Source organism: Leucobacter sp. NPDC058333, assembly GCF_042726155.1.
Classification (GTDB): Bacteria; Actinomycetota; Actinomycetes; order Actinomycetales; family Microbacteriaceae; genus Leucobacter.
In genome coordinates, this window is record NZ_JBHXHV010000001.1 from 1,459,188 (window position 1) to 1,478,300 (window position 19,113).

At 67.5% G+C, this 19,113-nt stretch carries 13 protein-coding genes; 8 read left to right on the forward strand and 5 right to left on the reverse strand.

The features are described from left to right. Nucleotides 1–47: 47 nt before the first annotated feature. Complete coding sequence (locus tag ACFWHR_RS06885; RefSeq protein ID WP_382447523.1) at nucleotides 48–275, reverse strand: hypothetical protein; 228 nt, start codon at nucleotides 273–275, stop codon at nucleotides 48–50. A gap of 134 nt (nucleotides 276–409) precedes the next feature. Between ACFWHR_RS06885 and ACFWHR_RS06890 the strand changes: the two genes are divergently transcribed. Together ACFWHR_RS06890 and ACFWHR_RS06895 are read left to right on the forward strand one after the other, a co-directional pair. Continuing rightward, nucleotides 410–2,098 (forward strand): DUF885 domain-containing protein, encoded by a 1,689-nt coding sequence (locus ACFWHR_RS06890; RefSeq protein ID WP_382447524.1) that lies wholly within the window; start codon nucleotides 410–412, stop codon nucleotides 2,096–2,098. Further along, nucleotides 2,095–2,469, forward strand: coding sequence for a YchJ family protein (locus tag ACFWHR_RS06895; RefSeq protein WP_382447525.1), 375 nt, complete (start codon nucleotides 2,095–2,097; stop codon nucleotides 2,467–2,469). The genes ACFWHR_RS06890 and ACFWHR_RS06895 overlap by 4 nt, the downstream gene beginning before the upstream one ends. A gap of 299 nt (nucleotides 2,470–2,768) precedes the next feature. Here the strand turns inward: ACFWHR_RS06895 and ACFWHR_RS06900 are convergent, their stop codons facing one another. Further along, on the reverse strand, nucleotides 2,769–4,157 hold the full coding sequence (locus tag ACFWHR_RS06900) for an aminopeptidase P family protein (RefSeq protein WP_382447526.1): 1,389 nt from the start codon (nucleotides 4,155–4,157) through the stop codon (nucleotides 2,769–2,771). A 146-nt stretch (nucleotides 4,158–4,303) separates the two neighbouring features. Here ACFWHR_RS06900 and ACFWHR_RS06905 point away from each other — a divergent pair, with 146 nt between their 5' ends. Next, nucleotides 4,304–5,158, forward strand: coding sequence for a PHP domain-containing protein (locus ACFWHR_RS06905; protein ID WP_382447527.1), 855 nt, complete (start codon nucleotides 4,304–4,306; stop codon nucleotides 5,156–5,158). A gap of 149 nt (nucleotides 5,159–5,307) precedes the next feature. Here ACFWHR_RS06905 and ACFWHR_RS06910 read toward each other — a convergent pair whose 3' ends face one another. After that, complete coding sequence (locus ACFWHR_RS06910) at nucleotides 5,308–6,915, reverse strand: DEAD/DEAH box helicase (protein ID WP_382447528.1); 1,608 nt, start codon at nucleotides 6,913–6,915, stop codon at nucleotides 5,308–5,310. 142 nt (nucleotides 6,916–7,057) lie between these two features. Between ACFWHR_RS06910 and ACFWHR_RS06915 the strand changes: the two genes are divergently transcribed. The 3 genes from ACFWHR_RS06915 to ACFWHR_RS06925 are packed head-to-tail and all read left to right on the forward strand — an operon-like array spanning nucleotide 7,058 to nucleotide 10,450. Beyond that, a complete protein-coding gene (locus ACFWHR_RS06915; RefSeq protein WP_382447529.1) occupies nucleotides 7,058–7,777 on the forward strand; it encodes a ferritin-like fold-containing protein in 720 nt (239 codons plus the stop codon). Nucleotides 7,778–7,787: 10 nt separating this feature from the next. Continuing rightward, nucleotides 7,788–9,020: a methyltransferase domain-containing protein gene (locus ACFWHR_RS06920; protein ID WP_382447530.1), complete on the forward strand. Its 1,233-nt coding sequence runs from the start codon at nucleotides 7,788–7,790 to the stop codon at nucleotides 9,018–9,020. Between the two features lie 44 nt (nucleotides 9,021–9,064). Beyond that, nucleotides 9,065–10,450 (forward strand): bifunctional phosphopantothenoylcysteine decarboxylase/phosphopantothenate synthase, encoded by a 1,386-nt coding sequence (locus ACFWHR_RS06925; RefSeq protein WP_382447531.1) that lies wholly within the window; start codon nucleotides 9,065–9,067, stop codon nucleotides 10,448–10,450. A 238-nt stretch (nucleotides 10,451–10,688) separates the two neighbouring features. On the opposite strand, the gene ACFWHR_RS06930 is transcribed toward ACFWHR_RS06925, so the two are convergent. Further along, a complete protein-coding gene (locus ACFWHR_RS06930) occupies nucleotides 10,689–11,015 on the reverse strand; it encodes a DUF3107 domain-containing protein (RefSeq protein WP_382447532.1) in 327 nt (108 codons plus the stop codon). A 70-nt stretch (nucleotides 11,016–11,085) separates the two neighbouring features. Between ACFWHR_RS06930 and ACFWHR_RS06935 the strand changes: the two genes are divergently transcribed. Both ACFWHR_RS06935 and ACFWHR_RS06940 read left to right on the forward strand, forming a co-directional pair. Continuing rightward, nucleotides 11,086–14,412: a PD-(D/E)XK nuclease family protein gene (locus ACFWHR_RS06935; RefSeq protein ID WP_382447533.1), complete on the forward strand. Its 3,327-nt coding sequence runs from the start codon at nucleotides 11,086–11,088 to the stop codon at nucleotides 14,410–14,412. Beyond that, nucleotides 14,409–17,834: a UvrD-helicase domain-containing protein gene (locus tag ACFWHR_RS06940; protein ID WP_382447534.1), complete on the forward strand. Its 3,426-nt coding sequence runs from the start codon at nucleotides 14,409–14,411 to the stop codon at nucleotides 17,832–17,834. Before ACFWHR_RS06935 ends, ACFWHR_RS06940 begins: the two co-directional genes overlap by 4 nt. On the opposite strand, the gene ACFWHR_RS06945 is transcribed toward ACFWHR_RS06940, so the two are convergent. Beyond that, entirely contained in the window at nucleotides 17,824–19,035 is a 1,212-nt protein-coding gene (locus ACFWHR_RS06945; RefSeq protein WP_382447535.1) for a phosphotransferase, read from the reverse strand. The two genes, ACFWHR_RS06940 and ACFWHR_RS06945, sit on opposite strands and share 11 nt — an antisense overlap. Nucleotides 19,036–19,113: the final 78 nt, after the last annotated feature.

Genomic DNA, 19,113 nt, shown 5'->3' on the forward strand with positions numbered 1-19,113 from the left:
ATCGCCGCCCCTCTGTGCGTGTCAAAGCTGCGTGTGTGCGCCTTGCGCTACGGCTTCTTCACGAACAGATTGCCGATCAGCGTTGAGCCGACCAGCACGACGAGCAGCAGCACGACGCCGACGATGGAGATCGCGACAACGTCGAGCGGGTGACCGGCGCTCGAAAGCTCGGAGCCCGTGGTGTCGCCGCCGCCGCTCGCAAACGCGGGGGCTGCAAGGAAGACCGAAGCGAGCGCGACAGTCACGGCGGTGGCGATGCGGGTGCGGATCTTCACGGAAACTCCTCAAGACGTGCGGGCGCGCGGGTGCGCGCGTGAGTGGTTTTAGTCTAGCGTGCGCGGCAGGTCGGTTCGCGCGCGCTCGCCGCGTCGCACGGACGGAGCCGAGGTTCACGCCGTAGCGTAGCCCTATGACTGAACAGCGCCAGCACACCGCGATCGATCGCATCGCCGAGGCGTGGGTAGATACCCTCGTTGAACACGACCCGACCGTCGGCACCTATATCGGCCGCACAGTCGATGGCCTCCCTGACCTGTCGCCCGCTGGGCACGAGACGCTCGCGGCGGATCAGCGCCGCGCGCTCGCCGAGCTCATGGCGACATCGCCGGTTGATGACGTCGACGCAGTGACACGCGCCGACCTTGAAGCTGAGCTGCGACTGTCGCTCACGCAGCACGATGCAGGGGAGCACCTCCGTGATCTCAACGTCATCGCGTCGCCACCTCAGAGCATCCGCGACGTGTTCGATCTCATGCCCACCGACACCGAAGAGGACTGGTCGCGCGTAGCCTCTCGCCTCCGCGCGGTGCCGGCGGCGCTCGCGGGGTACAGCGAAACGCTGGCGGACGGCGTGCGGCAGGGACTCGTGCCGGCGATCCGCCAGGTCACAGAGGTCGCCGCGCAGGCGCGCCGCATCGCGGGTACACCAGAGGATCTAGGTTTCTTCAGTAGCCTCGCGGGATCCGCTGGCACGCCAGCCGGGCTCGCAATCGAGCTCGCTGCTGCAGCCGCGGGCGCTTCGAGCGCGTACGCCGATCTGGCGAGCTTCCTGGAGCGGGAGGTCGCACCGAGTGCGCCCACCGCCGATGCGTTTGGTCGGGATCGCTACGCGCTTGCCTCCGAGGCGTTTCTCGGCGCGAAGGTCGATCTCGACGAGACGTACGAGTGGGGACTCGACGAACTCTCGCGCATGGTCGCCGAGCAGGAGCGCACCGCCGCTGAGATCGTCGGCGGATCGCCCCGGCCCGGCATTGTCGCGGAGGCGATCGCGAAGCTTGAGCGGGATCCGGCGCGCAAGCTTCACGGCACAGATGCGCTGCAGCGTTGGATGCAGGAGACGAGCGACCGCGCCGTCACTGAACTCGCGGGCACGCAGTTCGAGATTCCAGACGAGATTCGCGCGCTCGAGTGCCGCATCGCTCCGACGCAGGAGGGCGGCATTTACTACACCGGCCCGAGCGACGACTTCTCGCGCCCAGGTCGGATGTGGTGGTCGGTGCCCGAGGGCGTCACCGAGTTCGACACCTGGCGGGAGCTGACCACGGTGTACCACGAGGGCGTTCCCGGGCATCACCTGCAGATCGGGCAGGCCGTGGTGAATCGCGGATCGCTGAACGAGTGGCGACGACAGCTCGCGGGAACGTCCGGGCACGCAGAAGGGTGGGCACTGTACGCGGAACGCCTCATGGAGCAGCTCGGTTACCTCGATGACCCGGCGGATCGCCTCGGCATGCTCGATGGTCAGCGCATGCGGGCGGCTCGCGTCGTGCTCGATATCGGTGTGCACCTCGGCAAGCGCCGCCCCGACGGTGGCGTGTGGGACGGCGAGTATGCGTTCGGCTTCCTCGCCGAGAACGTAAACATGAACGATGGCTTCGTGCGCTTCGAGGTGCTGCGGTATCTCGGCTGGGGCGGGCAGGCGCCGTCGTACAAGGTCGGGCAGCGCATCTGGGAGCAGCTGCGCGACGAGGCGGCCGCGCGTGCTGCTGGAGCCGGCGAGTCGTTCGATATTCGGACGTTTCATCGCGACGCGCTGGCTCTCGGCGGCGTGCGGCTCGACACGCTGCAGCGCGCGCTGCGCGGTGGCATCGGCGCGTGACCGGACCGTGCCCGTGCGGGCGGGGCGTCGACTACGATTCGTGCTGCGGTCCGCTTCACGCGGGCGAGGCGGCGCCCACCGCTGAACGGCTCATGCGCTCGCGCTACAGTGCGTTCGCGCTCGGCGACGAGGCGTATCTGCTCGCGAGCTGGGCTCGGGCGACGAGGCCCGCCACGCTCGATCTCGACGAGGATACTCAGTGGTTGCGGCTATTCGTGGAGCGAGTAGAGGCGGGCGGCCCGTTCGACGATGAGGGCTTCGTGACCTTCACCGCGATCGCGCGCGAGCCAGCGGGCCGAGTGGAGCTGCGCGAACGCAGCCGCTTCGCGAGAGACAACTCCCGCCGCTGGGTCTACGTCGACGGCGAGTAAGCGGCTGGCCCGGGCCGCGGCCGTCCCGTCCCGTCCCGTCCCGTCCCGTCCCCGCTGGCCTTGCCCCAGCTGGAGGCGACAGAAACTCCGCCTAAAACGGCTTCTAAGACGGAGTTCTTGTCGCCTCCCAGGTTTTCGCTGGGCCCTACGACGTCTCCCAATGCTGGAGGCGACAGAAACTCCGCCTAAAAGCGCGTTTTAAGCGGAGTTTCTGTCGCCTCCAGCGGGCGGAAGGGCGAGGGGCAGAAGGGCGCAGCCGGAGGAGGGCCCAGCGGGCCGAGGGCGCCGCCGCGGCGGGGTTAGGGGCGGGTGCCTCGGAGTTGGCGGACCCAGTTCTCGACCTCGTCCGCATCGCGCGGGATGTCGGCGGACAGGTTGATGCAGCCGCCCTGCGTCACGACGATGTCGTCTTCGATGCGGACGCCGATGCCGCGGTATTCCTCGGGCACGGTGAGATCGTCGGGCTGGAAGTAGAGGCCGGGCTCGATCGTGAACACCATTCCGGGCTGGAGCACGCCGTCCATGTACATGTCGCGACGCGCCTGCGCGCAGTCGTGGACGTCCATGCCGAGGTGGTGGCTGGTGCCGTGCACCATGTAGCGCCGGTAGTAGGCCGTGCCGTCATCAGCGGGCAAGATTCCCCACTCGCGCGTGCGACGCTCGATGACCTCCATCGCTGCGGCGTGCACGTCGCGGAAGTGGATGCCTGGCTGCACGATCGCGCGCGCGGCGTCGGCAGCTTCGAGCACCGTCTCATAGACGCGACGCTGCACCTCCGTGAAGGTGCCCGAGATCGGCACCGTGCGCGTGATGTCGGCGGTGTAGAGGCTGTCCAGCTCAACGCCAGCGTCGAGCAGCAGGAGGTCACCCTCGCGCACGGCGCCGTCATTCTGAATCCAGTGCAGCGTGCACGCGTGCGGGCCGGAGGCCGCGATCGTCTCGTAGCCCACGGTGTTGCCCTCGAGGCGGGCGCGCTGGTTGAAGACGCCCTCGACGATGCGCTCGCCGCGGGGGTGAGCGCTCGCCTGCGGCAGCGCCGCCAACACGTCATCGAACCCCTGCGCGGTCGCGTCGACGGCGCGCTGCATCTCGTCGAGCTCGTACGCGTCTTTCACGAGGCGCAGTTCGGAAGCGACGCGCGCGACTTCTGCGTCGTCGAGCCCGCGGTCGTGCTCGCCAGCGGTAAACGCGTCGAGAGGCGCCGTGGCAACGCCCAGTGCTGCGGCGACCTGTTCGAGGGATGGCCGGGGGCCGATCCAGAATTCGCCAATTTCTGAGTTCGCGAAGAACTCATCGCTGTCGCGCCCCGCGCGCTCGCGGAAGTAGACCGTCGCGTCGTGCCCGCCCTCGCGCGGCTCGAACACGAGCACTGCGCAGGGTTCAGACGCCGACCCCCAGCCCGTGAGGTGCGCGAACGCGCTGTGCGCGCGGTACTGGTAGAACGTGTCATTGGAGCGCTGCTTCATCGCGCCCGCAGCCACCACCACGCGCTCGCCCGGGAACTGTGCCGCGAATGCCTCGCGCCGCGCCGCCGCGTGCGCTGCAACGGGCAACGCGGCGGGGAGCACCTCGGGGCGGTCCGCCCACTGCGTCGAGAGATACTCGACGAACGTGTCGGTCTGCGGTGTGGTGCTGCGGTTACTGTTGTCGATCTCCACCTCGTGAGTGGACTGCGCAATATCGGTCATGCGTCCATCTTCTCACCTTGTGCGCGAATCGGTAGGGCAGGTTCGGCGGCCTCAACGCGGGCTCAACGCGGCTTCAACGCCGACATGCGCGCGGCTCCGGCGGCTGATGACTCGGGCGTCCGGTGCCGTCGCCGTAAGATGTCAGGATGACTGAATCCGTGGTGGCGCAGGCCGGCTTCGATCTGCACACCCACTCGGTTTATTCGGACGGCACGACTCGGCCGGGCGAAATTGCCCGGGACGCGGCGAAACTCGGACTCACCGGCTTTGCGCTCACCGACCACGACACCATTGACGGCTGGGATGAAGCGCGTGAGGGCGCCGCTGACGCGGACATCGACTTCTTTCCGGGTATCGAGATCACCACGAAACACGACGGTCGATCGCGCCACCTGCTCGGCTACGGCATCGCTCCGATCGCCGGTGAACTCTTCGACGCCCTCGCGCACGTCAGGCGCTCGCGGTTGACGCGAGCCAGGCAGATGGTCGCGCTCGTCGCGAGGGATTACGCGATTACCTGGGAGGGCGTCATTGGCGACGCTGACGCCCGCACCATCGGGCGGCCGCACATCGCTGACGCGCTGGTTGCGGCCGGGTATTTTCCGGATCGCAGCACGGTGTTCACCGAGGTGCTCTACCCACGGTCGCCGTACTACCTCGGCACCGACGCGATTGAGACCGTCGACGCGATTCGCATGGTGCGCGCAGCCGGCGGCGTCGCGGTGCTCGCGCACCCGGCCGCTTTTCGCCAGCGCACGCCCGTTTCGCCGCGTGAAATCGAGGTGCTCGCGGCTTCCGGGTTGAGCGGGGTCGAGGTGCGTCATCCCGAGCACCGCGACGACTGGATGCCGCCGATCATCGCGGCAGTTTCGCGGCTCGGACTGCTCGGCACCGGCTCGAGCGACTACCACGGGACGGGCAAGCCCAACCTGCTCGGTCAGCAGGTGACGGATCTCGATACGGTCGCCCGACTGCGCACGGGCGTCGCTACACCGCGCTAGTGCACGCAGATCCCCGCTAGTGCACGCAACACCGCGCTAGTGCACGCAGATCCCCGCTAGTGCACGTAGCACTGCACTCGAAACTCAGCCCGCACAACCAACTGTGCCCCGTTGACCGAATCTGGTCAGCGGGGCACAGTTGCTTCGCCTTAGGCGTCAGAGGCGACGGGCTCGGTCGAACCCGTGTCTGCAGCGTTCGAGGCCGATGTCGAGCTTTCACCGTTCGAGCCACCGCGACGGCGACGGCGACGACGCTTCGGCGCGGCGGGCTCACCCGAGGCGGCGAGCGCATCAGCCGGCGTCAGGGGAGCACCCGGCTCGCCGCCGCCCTCGGTGTCGTGTCCGTGCTGCTCGTGGCCGTGCGATTCGTGTCGTCCCTGGCCGAGCGGGTTCGCGCTTCGCGTGCGGCGGCGGGTGCGCTTGGCGCCGTTCTCTCCATCGGCTGAGTTCGACGAGTTCGACGAATTCGAAGATCCCGATCCCGATCCCGAGCCCGATCCCGAAGCGCCCGATCCCGAGCGACCGCCGCGACCGTCGGAGCGCTCGCGAGGTGCGCGCTCCTTCACCGGCGTCGCCTTCAGGCGACCCTTTGTTCCCTCGGGAATCTTGAGGTCGGCGAAGAGGTGCGGCGACGACGAGTAGGTTTCGACGGGCTCGGGTACCCCGAACTCGAGCGCCTTGTTGATGAGCGCCCACTTGTGCAGGTCGTCCCAGTCGACGAAGGTTACGGCGATGCCGGTGCGACCCGCGCGTCCGGTGCGGCCGACGCGGTGCAGGTAGGTCTTCTCATCGTCGGGAACCGTGTGGTTAATGACGTGCGTGACGTCGTCGACATCGATGCCGCGCGCCGCGACGTCCGTGGCGATCAGAATGTCTTTCTTGCCGGCCTTGAATGAGGCCATGGCCCGCTCGCGCTGCTCCTGGTTGAGGTCGCCGTGCACAGACACTGCGGAGTAGCCTCGATCGACGAGCTCCTCCTGCAGCTTCGCGGCTGCGCGCTTCGTGCGCATGAAGATGACCGTCTTGCCGCGACCCTCGGCCTGCAGGATGCGGCCGATTACCTCGTCCTTGTCGAGCGAGTGCGCGCGGTAGACTATGTGCTCGATGTTTGCCTGCGCGGCACCCTCATCGGGGTCAGTCGCGCGGATGTGAATCGGGTTTGACATGAAGCGACGTGCGAGCGTCACGATGGTGCCGGGCATCGTCGCCGAGAACAGCATCGTGTGACGGGTCGGGGGAGTCAGCGACATCAGCTTTTCAATGTCGGCGAGGAAGCCGAGATCAAGCATCTTGTCAGCCTCGTCGAGCACCATCTCGCGCACCTTGCTCAGGTCGAGCAGGCGCTGGTTCGCGAGATCGAGCAGGCGGCCTGGGGTGCCGACGACGACCTGAGCACCGGCCTTCAACTGTTCGATCTGGCCCTCGTAAGCCTTGCCGCCGTAAATCGGCACGACGGTCGCCTTGCGGTTCTTCGCGGCGAGTTCGAGATCTTCGTAGACCTGCACGGCGAGCTCGCGGGTAGGTACGACGATGAGCGCCTGCACACCGTCGATCGGGTCAGTCCCGACGCGCTGCAGCAGCGGCAAACCGAAACCGAAGGTCTTACCTGTGCCGGTCTTCGCCTGGCCGATGATGTCTTGCCCGGTGAGCGCGAGCGGGATCGTCTGCTCCTGGATGGGGAAGGCGTCGATGATGCCCTGATCCGTGAGCGAGTCGACCATGTCTTGATCGACTCCGAGTTCGAGGAAAGTGGTCACGTTGCGTCCTATTCGATGGGGGCGATGCTGCGCGCGCGGTTCGAAGGAGCGCAGCGGCCGGCGCTCCGATGGCTCCGGCGGTGAATAACGTTCCGGGCCAGTCTATTCCAAGCGCGTACCACCACGGCGGTAAGCTGGCAGGGTGTTCGAGTGGATCAAAGGCCTGCGCCGGCCGAATGCGCCAGCGCGCAAGATGCGCTCCCGCGGCGATGCGGCTGACGCTGAGCGCGTCGAGCTCGCCGAATTTGCGCCCGCAATCATGACGTTTCTTGGCCTGACCGCGTACCTGCAGCTTGAGCTGTACGAAGCGGCAACACGCGCGGTGTCGGGCGCACCGTCGCTCGAAGCAAAAGACGTGCTCGCTCGCGTAGCTGGGCAGACACTCGCGAAGCACCAACAGCTCACCGGTGAGATTCGTGAGCGGGGCCACGAGCCGCACATCGTCATGCAGCCGTTCTCGTCAGTCATTGACGACTATGTAGAGCGCATCGATACAAGGGACTGGCACCAGCACGTACTCTCGCTCTACCTCGTGGGCGGTCTGTTCGATGACTTCTTTGCGAGCCTCGCTGGCGGGCTGAAAGACAGTTACCGCAGCGAAGCAGTCGCGACCCTGCGCAATGACACCGGTCGCCCCGAGCTCAAGGCGCTGCTCGAAGGCGCGCTCGCCGCGAACGAGCTGCTCTCGAGCTGGCTCGCGCTGTGGGGTCGCCGGCTCGTGGGGGACACACTCCTCGTGTCCCGCGCAGTGCTCACGTTGAGCGAGCACCGCGAGTTCGACGCGAGCGAGGTGGAGCCGGTGTTCACCGAACTGATCGCCGATCACATTCGCCGAATGGACGGGTTGGGGCTGACCGCCTGAGGCGTTCTCCATGCTGACTCTTCCTCTTCCGCACTGCGACTACTTCGAGGCGGGGCGCTGCCGCTCGTGCGCGCTCATCGAGGTGCCGTACGTCACGCAGCTCAGCGAGAAGGAGCGGCGCTGCCACGACCTGCTGCCGCAGGTGCCGGTATCGCGCTGGTTGCCGAGCGTGGCGGGCGGCGTCGCCGACTTCCGCAACAAGGCGAAGCTCGTCGTCGGCGGAGCGTCGGGCACGGTGACGCTCGGCATACTCGGTCGCGACGGCGAGGGTATCGACCTGCGCGAATGCCTGATCCAGGAACCCGGCATTCGCGATGCGATTCCTCACCTCGCAGCATTCCTTGACGGCACCGGGTTGGCGCCGTATGACGTTCCCGCACGGCGCGGAGAGCTGAAATTCGTGCACGTCACGCTGGCGCCGTCGGGTGAACTCATGCTTCGGTTCGTGGTGCGCTCTGAACAGTCGCTGCACGTACTGCGCAAGGCGCTTCCTGCCCTGCTCGCGCTGGTACCGCGCGCCGTCGTTGTCTCCGTGAATCTGCTGCCAGAGCACAGGGCCGTGCTTGAGGGGGAGCGCGAAGAGATGCTCCTGGGATCATCGCTCGATATGGATCTTGGTGACGTCTCGCTGCACCTGCGACCGCAGAGCTTCTTTCAGACCAACACGGCGGTTGCCCGCGCGCTCTACGCGCAAGCGGCCGAGTGGATCGCGGCTGAGCGGCCTGGCTCCATCTGGGACCTGTACTGCGGCGTCGGCGGGTTCGCGCTGCACTGTGCTGCGGCTGCCACGGCCACGGCCACGGCCACGGCTGCCACGGCCGCTGCTGCTGCTGTTGATTCCGGCGCCGGATCGGGTGCGAGCGCAGCTGCCGCGCCGCGCGTACTCGGCGTCGAAATCAGCGCTTCTGCCGTGGAGTCCGCTCGGCGCAGCGCCGCGGACGCCGGTATCACCGCCGAGTTCATCGCGGCCGACGCGACAGCATTCGCGCTCGCCGCCGACGCGAGCGACGTTCCCCACACCGTCATCGTGAACCCGCCTCGACGCGGCATTGGCCCGGCCCTGGCCGCCTGGCTTGAGGCGGCTCCGGCACAGCGCGTGATCTATTCGAGCTGCAATCCTGAGAGCCTGGCAACGGACCTCGCGGCCATGCCCTCCTGGGGTGTGCGCGGCGCGCGAGTGTTCGACATGTTTCCGCACACCACGCACCTTGAGGTGATGGTGCTGCTCGAACGCCAGCGGTAAATCGATCGTCGACGATAGGCCGACGGGAATGGGAAGATGAACCCATGAACATCGTGCTCGGAGTGACCGGCGGCATCGCCGCGTACAAGGCTGTGCTGCTCGCTCGCATCCTCGTAGAGGAGGGGCACGAAGTGCACGTCGTGCCGACCGAGGAGGCGCTGCGCTTCGTCGGGAAGCCCACGTGGGAGGCAATCAGCCGCAACCCCGTGACGACTTCAGTGCACGAGGACGTGCCGGAGGTGCGGCACGTCGCGCTCGGGCAGCGCGCCGATATCGTGGTTGTCGCACCCGCGACCGCGCACACGCTTGCTCGCATGACGGCTGGCCTCGCAGACGACCTGCTCGGCACGACACTGCTCGCGACCCGCGCGCCCGTCGTCGTGGCGCCCGCGATGCACACCGAGATGTGGATGCACCCGGCGACGCAAGACAACATCGCAATTCTCCGTTCGCGCGGCGTGCACTTCGTTGGTCCAGAGTCGGGACGTCTCACGGGCTCCGATAGCGGACCGGGGCGCATGAGCGAACCCGAGACAATCGCTGACCGCGTGCGTGAGCTGCTCGGTTCTTCGGCGCTGATCTCCGATGACGCGGATCGCGGAGCGCCTGAAGACCCGACCTTGACGGCGGTGTTCCCCGTTTCTGAACCCCTCGACGACGTCGCCGAGGTACCGCTTGAGACGGCCGCAGCCGAGGCGTTCGATTCGGCGCGCATCGAGACGGGCGGGTCGGGGCGTGCACCCGATCTCGCGGGGCTGCGCATTCTCGTCACCGCTGGCGGCACGCGTGAACCGATCGACCCAGTGCGATATCTCGGCAACCGATCAAGCGGTCGGCAGGGTATTGCTGTCGCGGCAGCGGCGGCCGACCGCGGAGCGAAGGTCGTGTTGCTCGCTGCGAACGTCGACGACGCGGTGCTCGCTGAGGTGCGGGATCGACCGGCCGTGCGCGTGGTAACCGTCGGCACGACGGCCGAGCTTGAGCGAGCCGCGCGCGCGGCTGCGGCTGGCGCGGAAGCGGTCATCATGGCGGCGGCGGTCGCCGACTACCGGGTGGCTGATGTGGCGGACCGGAAGATCCGGAAGGAGGATTCTCCAGGCTCAGCACCCGTGCTTGAGCTCGTCGAGAACCCCGACATTCTCGTTGGACTCGTGCACGATCGCCGCCCCGGTCAGATCATCGTTGGCTTCGCGGCCGAAACCGTCGAGAGTGAGGACGAGCTGCTTGAGCGCGGATTGCGCAAGCTCTCCCGCAAGGGTGTCGATCTGCTCGCGGTGAACGCGGTGGGGTGGACCGAGGGGTTCGAGTCGGCGGAGAACACGCTGCACCTGCTCGCCGCCGACGGCGATGAGGTGGGCGTCGCAAGCGGCTCGAAGCGCGAGGTCGCTGACGAGTTGCTCGACGCCGTCCGCGCCGCGCTGCACGCGTAGCGGCAGCGCCCGCGCGCCGCACCCGCGCCGCACCCGCGCCGCACCCGCGCCGCACCCGCGCCGCTGAGCGCGAGGGGTTTCGCTGACCACGAGGGAACTTTCGGCATGTTTTCACTCGTGCTCGGCACGAACCCTCGTGGTCAGCGGGGTTGTGCGGGCACGGTCGGGCGACGCTGAGAACGACGCAGCCCCCGCGATCCTGATCGGATTGCGGGGGCTGCGTCGCGTTGCGAGCGAGTCAGCTGATGAAGCCGACCTTGCGGCCGCCCTCACCGCCGAGCTCGATGTAGGCGATCGCCTCAGTGTTTACGAGGTACTGGTGACCCTTCACGTCGGACAGCGAAACGAGTGCGGCGCTGTTCGTGATGGCCTCCTCGACGACGCGGCGAACCTCGTCGGCGCTCGAGTCGGTGTCGAACGCGAGCTCGCGGGGCGAATGCTTGATACCGATGCGGATTTCCACGGGGCCTCCTGAAGTCAGTGGCGCTGAGCCACGGGTCGAATCGTTGTCGAGTCTACGGCTGACGACTAGCTGGGCGCCCGCGAAGCGGTCGACGTTCGCCACCAGCGCACCGCTCCGCCGCGTCGGCGTGTGTGCGACCGTCAGTGTCGGCGCCCGTCAGTAGGCTGACGATATGCCCGCATTCGATCCCTCGCAGCTCCGCGCCATAGAGCTCGATGTTGACGCGCACGCGCGCGTGCTCGGTGCGCCCGGAAGCGGTAAGACACGCGTGCTGGTCGAGGTCTACCGGCGAGCAATCGAACGCCCGGGCTGGGGCGAAAACGACGTCATTGCAATCGCACCGAACCGCCTCGTCGCCTCAGACCTCCGCGCGCGGTTCGAGCGCAGCATCGGGCGCGCGATCGGCGGAACCCCGGTGCGCACCGCGGCCTCGCTGGGGTTCGCGATTCTGTCGCGTGAACATGCTCGAGCAGGGATCGACGCTCCTCGCCTCCTCACCGGCACGGTGCAAGACGAATTGCTCGCGGAGGTGATCGCAGAATCGGGCGTTAGTGGGCGTGCGGCGGCGTTTGCGCATACGACGGGGCTCGTGCCCGAGGTGCTCGCGACGCCGGCGTTCCGTGCTGAGTTGCGCGACCTCGCGCGCATTCTCGATGATTTCGATCGCTCCCCGGCGGAACTCGTTGCTGAGCTCGCAGCCGCACGAGATGCCGCCGCCGGTGCCGCGTTTAGTGAGGGCCCGGGCAGCGAGCTGGTCGAGCGCTGGGCCGCGGCGCTTGCGTTGCTCGAGGAGGCGGCACAGCGCGCTGCCGATCGCAGGCCGGGTGAGCTCAGTTCGAGTGCCATGTTGCGCGCGGCCAGCGCCGCCGTGCGCGAGCACGGCGTCCGATCCGACGCCGAACCGGGCGATGGGTTTGCGGTGCCGAGACTCATCTTGATCGATGATGCGCAAGAGCTCGGCGAGGGGGCGCTCTCGTTGCTCGCCGCTTGCGCTGCTGTCGGCAGCAGCGTGTGGGCGTTCGGCGACCCCGACACGGCGACGGGCGCGTTCCAGGGCGAGCGAAGTGGAATGCTATCGGGCGTCGCGACGACGCTCGCGCGCCGGCAATCGCCAGGAGTCGTGCGCGCCACTCAACGACAGGGTGCGGCCCCCGAATCGCGGGTGACGCTTGCGACGGTGCACCGCCACGGCACTGAGCTGCGAGGTTTCGTGCAGAGCGTGACAGCGCGCATCGGGGCTGCAGGCGCCGGGTCGCAGCGCGAGGCGAACGCTCACGAGACCGAGACTGACCCTGCTGCTGTGCCGGCACGGGCAGCGGTGCAGTTTGCCCGCGTGGGATCGCCGGCTGAGCAGCTCGGAGTAATCGCGCATCGATTCCGCGCACGACACCTCGGGCTCGACGGCGGGGTACCGCTTCACTGGGGTGACATGGCGGTGGTCTGTCGCAGCAGAAGCGAGGCGACCCGTGTGGCGCGGGCGCTTGCGGTGCATCAGGTGCCGACCGGTATTGCGGCGGGCGGTCTCGTATTGCGTGAGCACCGCATTGTGCGCGAGCTGATTCGGCTGCTGCAGCACGCGCTCGGCATCGCGTCCTTGACGGCGGACGACATCTTGCAGCTGGTGGGCGGAGTTGTTGGAGGCCTTGACCCCGTCGCGGTACGGCGACTGCGCGGCGCGCTGGTGCTGCTCGAACGCCGCGAAGCTGCCGCAGCGAATAGGGCACCCGCGAGTATTGATGAGCTTGTACGGGAGGCGGTCGCGTTTCCCGGTGCGACTCCGCTCATCGACAGTGCAGGCGGTCGTGTGCTGCGCCGCATTGGGCTGATTGCGCAGTCGGCAACGCGCGTGCGTGAGGCGGGCGGAACCGCCCGTGAGGTGCTGTGGGCAATCTGGGACGGCACGCGACTTTCGCGTGACTGGCAGGAAGACGCGCTCGCGATCAAAGGTGCGCGCGCTGACGAGGCGAACCGCTCACTCGATGCGGTGATGGCACTGTTCTTCGCGCTGCAGCGCCACGAGGAGCAAGACAGCGCGCAGCCAATTGAAGCGCTGCTGAGTGACCTGTTGGAGAGCGCGGTTCCCGAAGACTCTCTGGCTCGTCGTAGTGAGCGAACGTCAGTAACAGTGACCACACCGCAGGGCGCGATCGGCCGCGAGTTCGACATCGTCGCACTCATCGGCGCACAAGATGGCGCGTGGCCCAATCTGCGCTCACGCGGGTCGCTGCTTGGCACGACAGCCTTGGAACGCTGGTTGCTTGGGGGAGCCGCCGCCCAGCCGTCACGGCGCGACACGATGCACGACGAATTGCGATTGTTCGCTCACAGTTGCGCGCGAGCACGGCGTGAGCTACTCGTCGTTGCCGTCGCTGACGAGCAGCAATACCCGAGCGCGTTCTTCGGCTTCGGCCGCGATCACTTAGTCGAGGGCTTGCCGAGCACCAGGCTCACGCTCAGGGGACAGGTCGCGGCGATGCGTCGACGCGCCGCTCGCGACGTCACCGACACGGGCGCACTGCGTGCACTGGTCGCGCTCGCTGACGCCGAGGTGCCAGGGGCACACCCCGATGACTGGTACGGGGTGATGTCGCCGAGCACAGCAGCACCGTTGATTGACCTCGACGGTGACCCAGACGCGCGTGTTAGGGTCAGCCCCTCGCAGCTCGAACGTGCCGAGAACTGTCCGCTTGACTGGGCGGTGTCGAGCCTCGGCGGGGGCGCTGGGAGCGTGCAGGCGAGTCTCGGCACACTTCTACATCATGCGTTCGAGGTCGCAACGGAGCCCGACGCCGAACAACTGTTCGCGGCAGTGCGTGACGAGTGGGGCAAGCTTCCGTTTGCCGCGGAGTGGGAATCAGAACGCACCGAGCGGCTCGCACGGGCGATGACGGCCGGTCTGGCCGACTATCTCAGGGAGTTCGAGGGCTCCGATCGCACGCTGCTGGGGCGCGAGGCGATGTTTCGCGCGACCATCGACCGCGCCGAACTCAGGGGAGTGGCCGACCGGCTCGAACAGCGAGAGAATCGCGACGGTGAAATGGAGATCACGGTGCTCGACTTGAAGACCGGGCGCACCCCGCCAAGCAAGGTTGCCGCGCAGGAGCACGCGCAGCTGCAGGCCTATCAACTCGGTGTGCTGCTCGGTGCTTTTGAGATTGATTCAGCGAGCGAGCAAGCCGAGGTTGGGTCCGAACCGAGCACGTCTGAGTCGCACGGACTCGGACACGAGCACGAGCGAGAGCACGATTCTGAGCCCGTGAGCGGGGGAGCGCGATTGCTCTACGTGCACCCCGACGCGGCGAAAGGCGCCGGCTTCGTCGAACGTGTGCAGCAGCCCATCTCTGACGAGGCACGCGAGGCGTTCACGACTCGGGTGTCGCAGATTGCTCGAGTGATGGCGGCAGGCACGTTCACAGCCCGCGTTGAACACCACTGTTCTGACCCGCATCAGCCCGGTAGCTGCCGTCTGCACGTGATCCCGTCTGTGAGTCACGCGTGACCGGCCAGGACGCGACGCCGGTGTTCTCAGCCGCGCGCATCGCCGAGATTCTGGCGGTGCCGCCTGCGGTGCCGCTGACGCCCACCGCCGAGCAGCGCGCGGTGATCGAGCATCCGCTAGGTGGCACGGCGCTCGTCGTCGCTGGCGCCGGGAGTGGCAAGACCGAAACCATGGCCAACCGGGTGGTGTGGCTCGTCGCAAACGGCCTTGCCGCGCCCGACGAGGTGCTCGGGCTCACATTTACTCGAAAAGCGGCGGGTGAATTGCGTGAACGCATCTCGGGGAGGCTCGCAGCGTTTGCCGATCGCCTCGGTGACGCCGCAGAACGTGGCGCGCTGTCACCCGAGGAGTTCGCGCGCTCTGGTGTGCTCCGAGAATTGCTCGCCGACGGGCTCGAGATCCCCGAGGTGAGTACGTACAACGCATTCGCCGCCGGCGTGCTGCAAGAATTCGGCATTGCAGCGGGCGTCGCCCCGGGAGCCGCCGTCATCGACACCGCGACCGCCTGGCGCATTGCTCGAGAGGTGCTGCTCACGAGTCGCGACCCCGGTCTCGTCGAGAGTGAGCTGCGCGTGCCCGAGCTGATTCGGCACATGCTCGGGATCGACCACGCGGTGTCTGACCACCTGACATCGCTCGATCGCGTCGATCGCGTCATCGAGGAATTCGCTCGCGTGCAGCACTTGCCCTACAACGAGAAAGAACTTGGCAGCGAACCCAGCGGAAAGCAATACGCGGCCGTTCGCGACGCGGTCGCGAGCCTGGCTGAAACCCCGCTCATCACGCGGCTCGCGCGTGAGTATGCTGCCGAAAAGCAGCGGCGCGGTGTCATTGAATTCCCCGACCAGCTCTCACTCGCGACCGCCGCGCTCGACGGATCAACCGATGCCCGCCGCGTGCTCAGGCGCCGCCATCGAGTCGTGCTGCTTGACGAGGTGCAAGACACATCGGTAGGTCAGACGCGCTTCCTGTCGCGAATCTTCGCTGGCTGTTCGGTAATGGCCGTTGGCGACCCGCACCAATCGATCTACGGCTGGCGCGGAGCCTCCGCCGAGGGGCTGCAATCGTTTCACACTGACTTCGCAGCCCGTAGTCGTGAATCGGCAGTCGATTCGCGCGCCACTCTCACGCTATCGACGAGCTGGCGCAACCCCGGCAGAGTGCTCGACGCGGCAAACGTGATCGCTGCGCCGCTCGCGGCGGATGCGGCAATCGACGTTCCCGTGCTCGCTCCCCGCCCGGGAGCGGGTGCGGGTAGTGTCGAGTGGTTTTTTCCCGAAACGGTGCACGAGGAGCGACTCGCGGTGGCCGAGTGGATGCGCGAGGCGCGCGAGCAACACCTCGCGAGGCACGGCGTACTCCCGACGGCGGCCGTGATCTTTCGCACGCGCAGCGCGATGGCGGCGTTTGCCGCGGCGCTCGCCGATGCGGGGGTGCCGGCGCGTATCATCGGCCTCGGCGGGCTGCTCACCACCCCGGAGGTCACGGATGTCGTGAGTGCCCTGCGCTGCCTCTGGTACGCAGATGCCGGGGGCGACCTGATTCGGCTGCTCGCCGGCCCGCGCTTTCGAATCGGCGTGGCAGACCTCGCCGGTCTCCGTGAAGCAGCCCGCTGGTTCGGTGAGCGCGACATCGCGCAGCGGCCGCTCACGCCCGAAGATCGGGCGCCGGATCAAGTGTTGCCAGACCCTGACCGGCAGTACACGCTCATCGATGCACTCGATCAAATCGCAAGCATGCGCGACCTTGAGCACCGCGCGCTCGCGGGCATCACGACGGTCGGTCGAAAGCGGCTGCGCGACGCGGGCCGGATGCTGGCGGCGCTGCGTCAGGGAGTCGGCGGCAGCATCGCGGAGCTGATCGGGGCGACGGTGCAAGCGCTGCGTATCGATATCGAACTCGACGCGAACGAGGCGCGGGAGCTTGCCGGGAGTTCGGCGGCGCACGCGAACCTCGATGCCTTCACGGACCTCGTCGAGGGATACCTGGCCGTCGACACGCACGGCACGCTGCCGTCGCTGCTCGAATGGATCGAGCGAGCCATGGAGGCTGACGAGGCTGCCGAGCACGTGCCCGAGCCCACGCCCGGCACCGTCCAGCTGATTACTGCGCACGGATCAAAGGGACTCGAATGGGATCTCGTGGTGGTCCCACGTCTCGTGGCCGGCGAATTTCCTGGCCAGGCGCGTGCCGGAGCGGGATGGCTGCGCACCGCGCAACTTCCCGATGAGCTCCGCGGAGACGCGAACGCCCGCCCGGCGCTCAACTGGCGCATCGCGTCAACGCAGCAGGAACTTCGAGATCGCATCACCGAGTACCGGGAAGCACTGAAGGAACGACACCAAGACGAGGAGCGCCGCCTGGCGTATGTGGCGGTGACTCGATCCGCCGATCGACTCCTCCTCAGCGGGTCCTTCTGGGCCGGACACACGCGGCCGCGCCACCCCTCACCGTTTCTTGAGGAGTTGCAGACGGCGGGTGTCGTCAGCGGGTTGCCGGAGACGAGTGCGTTTGGCACCGACCCGACCGAGCGCGAAGAACTCACGCTCGAGTGGCCGCTCGATCCGCTCGGTGCGCGGTCCGAGACGGTGTTGCGGGCCGCCGCGGCCGTGCGGGGAGCGATTGCGGAGGCAGAAGCGAGCGGAACGATCGCCGACGAGCCCCTCGATGAAGCGGTCCGGCTGCTGCTCGCGGAACGTGCGGCGAGCGCGCCCGGACGGCGATCCGGTGTAGCGCAAAACGATGAGTTGCCAGAACGTCTCACAGCGTCAACGTTCCACGAGTTTATTGAAGATCCTGTCGCCGCAGAGCGCGCACGGCTGAGGCCGGTTCCGCAGCGGCCGTACCGGCGCACCCGAGTTGGTAACCGGTTTCACGAGTGGGTTGAACGGCGAGCGACTACGGTTCGGGGAACCGAGTTGCCGCTCGCCGGCCTCGACGAGGTCTCGTGGCAGGCCGATCCCGCGCTTGAAACCGCCGAGGCCGCCGACGCCGCGGAGACGCTTGAGTGGTCAATGTCGCCGGACGCCGCCGAGCTGGCGCCCCTGATCGAACAGTTCGAGCGTTCACGCTGGGCAGCCCTGCAGCCAATCGCCGTCGAGCAGGAGGTGACCCTCCCGTTCGCCGGGCGCACCCTCGTCTGCAAACTCGACGCCGTCTACCGTGTGAGCGACGACCGTTTCGAAATTGTCGACTGGAAGTCCGGCCGAGCGCCGAAGAACGATACTGAGCGTGCGTCTCGCTTTTTCCAGCTCGACCTCTACCGTCACGCGTACGCGCAGTGGGCCGGCATCGACCCCGAGCGCATCGATGTGTCGCTGTTCTACGTCGCAGAGGGGGTCGAACTCACCGTCGACGCACCGCGCAGCCTCACTGAACTTGAGGAGATCTGGCGCTCTGCCGCGGCGACGCTCAGCGGCTAATCGAGCCGGGCAGTTCGTCGTCGGAGATCGGCTCGGTGAGCTGCTCGCCGTCACCGGCGCTGTCAACGTCTTCGATAACACCGGTGGCTTCAGCATCTGAATCGCCGTCGGAGTCGCCTTCGCGTTCCGTGAGCGGCTCGATGAAATCGGTGTCGACGCCAAACATGCGGTCTTCGTCGAGCGCCTCAAACGCGGCGGTGTCCGACTGCGCATCGTCAATGTCGGGTGTCTGACTGAGCAGCGCCACGACCTCGTCAGAGCTGAGCGGCGCCGCAGCCACCGCTGCCGTGAACGCAGCCCCCAGCGCGCCACCGGTTCCCACCATGCGATCGAGCATGGTGACCGCGTCGTCAATGACCGCTTGATCGTGCGTCTCCGTACCGTGTAGCAACCAGCGCGCAACCTCGAGTTCGTGGTACAGCGCGGCGCGTGCGCGGAGGTGCGACAGCGACTCACTATTGCGAGCCCTGGCGTAGCGGGCGATGACACCGTCGAGCACCTCCGGGCCGCCAGCGAGCAGCCACGCCAGATCTGCTGCCGGATCCCCGACCGAGCACTCGGACCAGCCCAGAATGGCCGACACAGTCGCCTCGTCGACTCGGATGTGTTCGGCGTCGAGCGACCCGTGCACCACGGTGGGCGTGAAATCCCACAGGTCGGCCGTCTCCAGCACGTGGGTCCACCGCCGGCGGACGGTCTCTGGGAGCAGACGCGTGGCGTCAGCCCGATCAACGAGTCGGGTCGCGAGCACGCGCAAGTCTTGCGCAGAGCGCACGGGCAACCCGCCGTGCTGCGCCACGGTAATGGGGAGTTCGTGGATCGCCGCGATCGCCTCGGCGAGCGGCTGCAACAGAATTGCGTCGTCGGTCAGCGCGTCGGCCTCGAACCGCGCACCGTCGAGGTGGGTAGTCACGACCGCGCGGGTGTCGCCGGCCCGGGTCATGCCGAGTGCGGTCGGCACGGTGAATGGCAACCGGCTGCGCGGGCCGTCGGTGAGCGCGGCGAGCCCGAGTAGTTCGGCCGACTGCTGCACCTCCGCCTGTTGGGTGCGCGGCACGCGAACGAGCAGCTCAGCATCTTCAGTGACGACGATTGCTGAAACGAACGAGTCATCGCTCTCGTGTTCGCGGGCCCCGAACACCACGAGTCCCGGCACCGCAGAGGTGGAGAGCGCGGCTAAAGTGAAAGGGATGCTGGCCATGTACTCAGGGTATGCACGCGGGTCGACTCGATCGACGCGCCACGCGCACCGAGTCTCAGCCCGCCAGCAACTTGAAGC

What these genes read in the sequence shown, in the direction of transcription:
- ACFWHR_RS06890 (WP_382447524.1), top strand. Translation starts at nt 410, where the DNA reads ATGACTGAACAGCGCCAGCACACCGCGATCGATCGCATCGCCGAGGCG.
- ACFWHR_RS06900 (WP_382447526.1), bottom strand. Translation starts at nt 4,157, where the DNA reads ATGACCGATATTGCGCAGTCCACTCACGAGGTGGAGATCGACAACAGT.
- ACFWHR_RS06905 (WP_382447527.1), top strand. Translation starts at nt 4,304, where the DNA reads ATGACTGAATCCGTGGTGGCGCAGGCCGGCTTCGATCTGCACACCCAC.
- ACFWHR_RS06920 (WP_382447530.1), top strand. Translation starts at nt 7,788, where the DNA reads ATGCTGACTCTTCCTCTTCCGCACTGCGACTACTTCGAGGCGGGGCGC.
- ACFWHR_RS06925 (WP_382447531.1), top strand. Translation starts at nt 9,065, where the DNA reads ATGAACATCGTGCTCGGAGTGACCGGCGGCATCGCCGCGTACAAGGCT.
- ACFWHR_RS06935 (WP_382447533.1), top strand. Translation starts at nt 11,086, where the DNA reads ATGCCCGCATTCGATCCCTCGCAGCTCCGCGCCATAGAGCTCGATGTT.
- ACFWHR_RS06945 (WP_382447535.1), bottom strand. Translation starts at nt 19,035, where the DNA reads ATGGCCAGCATCCCTTTCACTTTAGCCGCGCTCTCCACCTCTGCGGTG.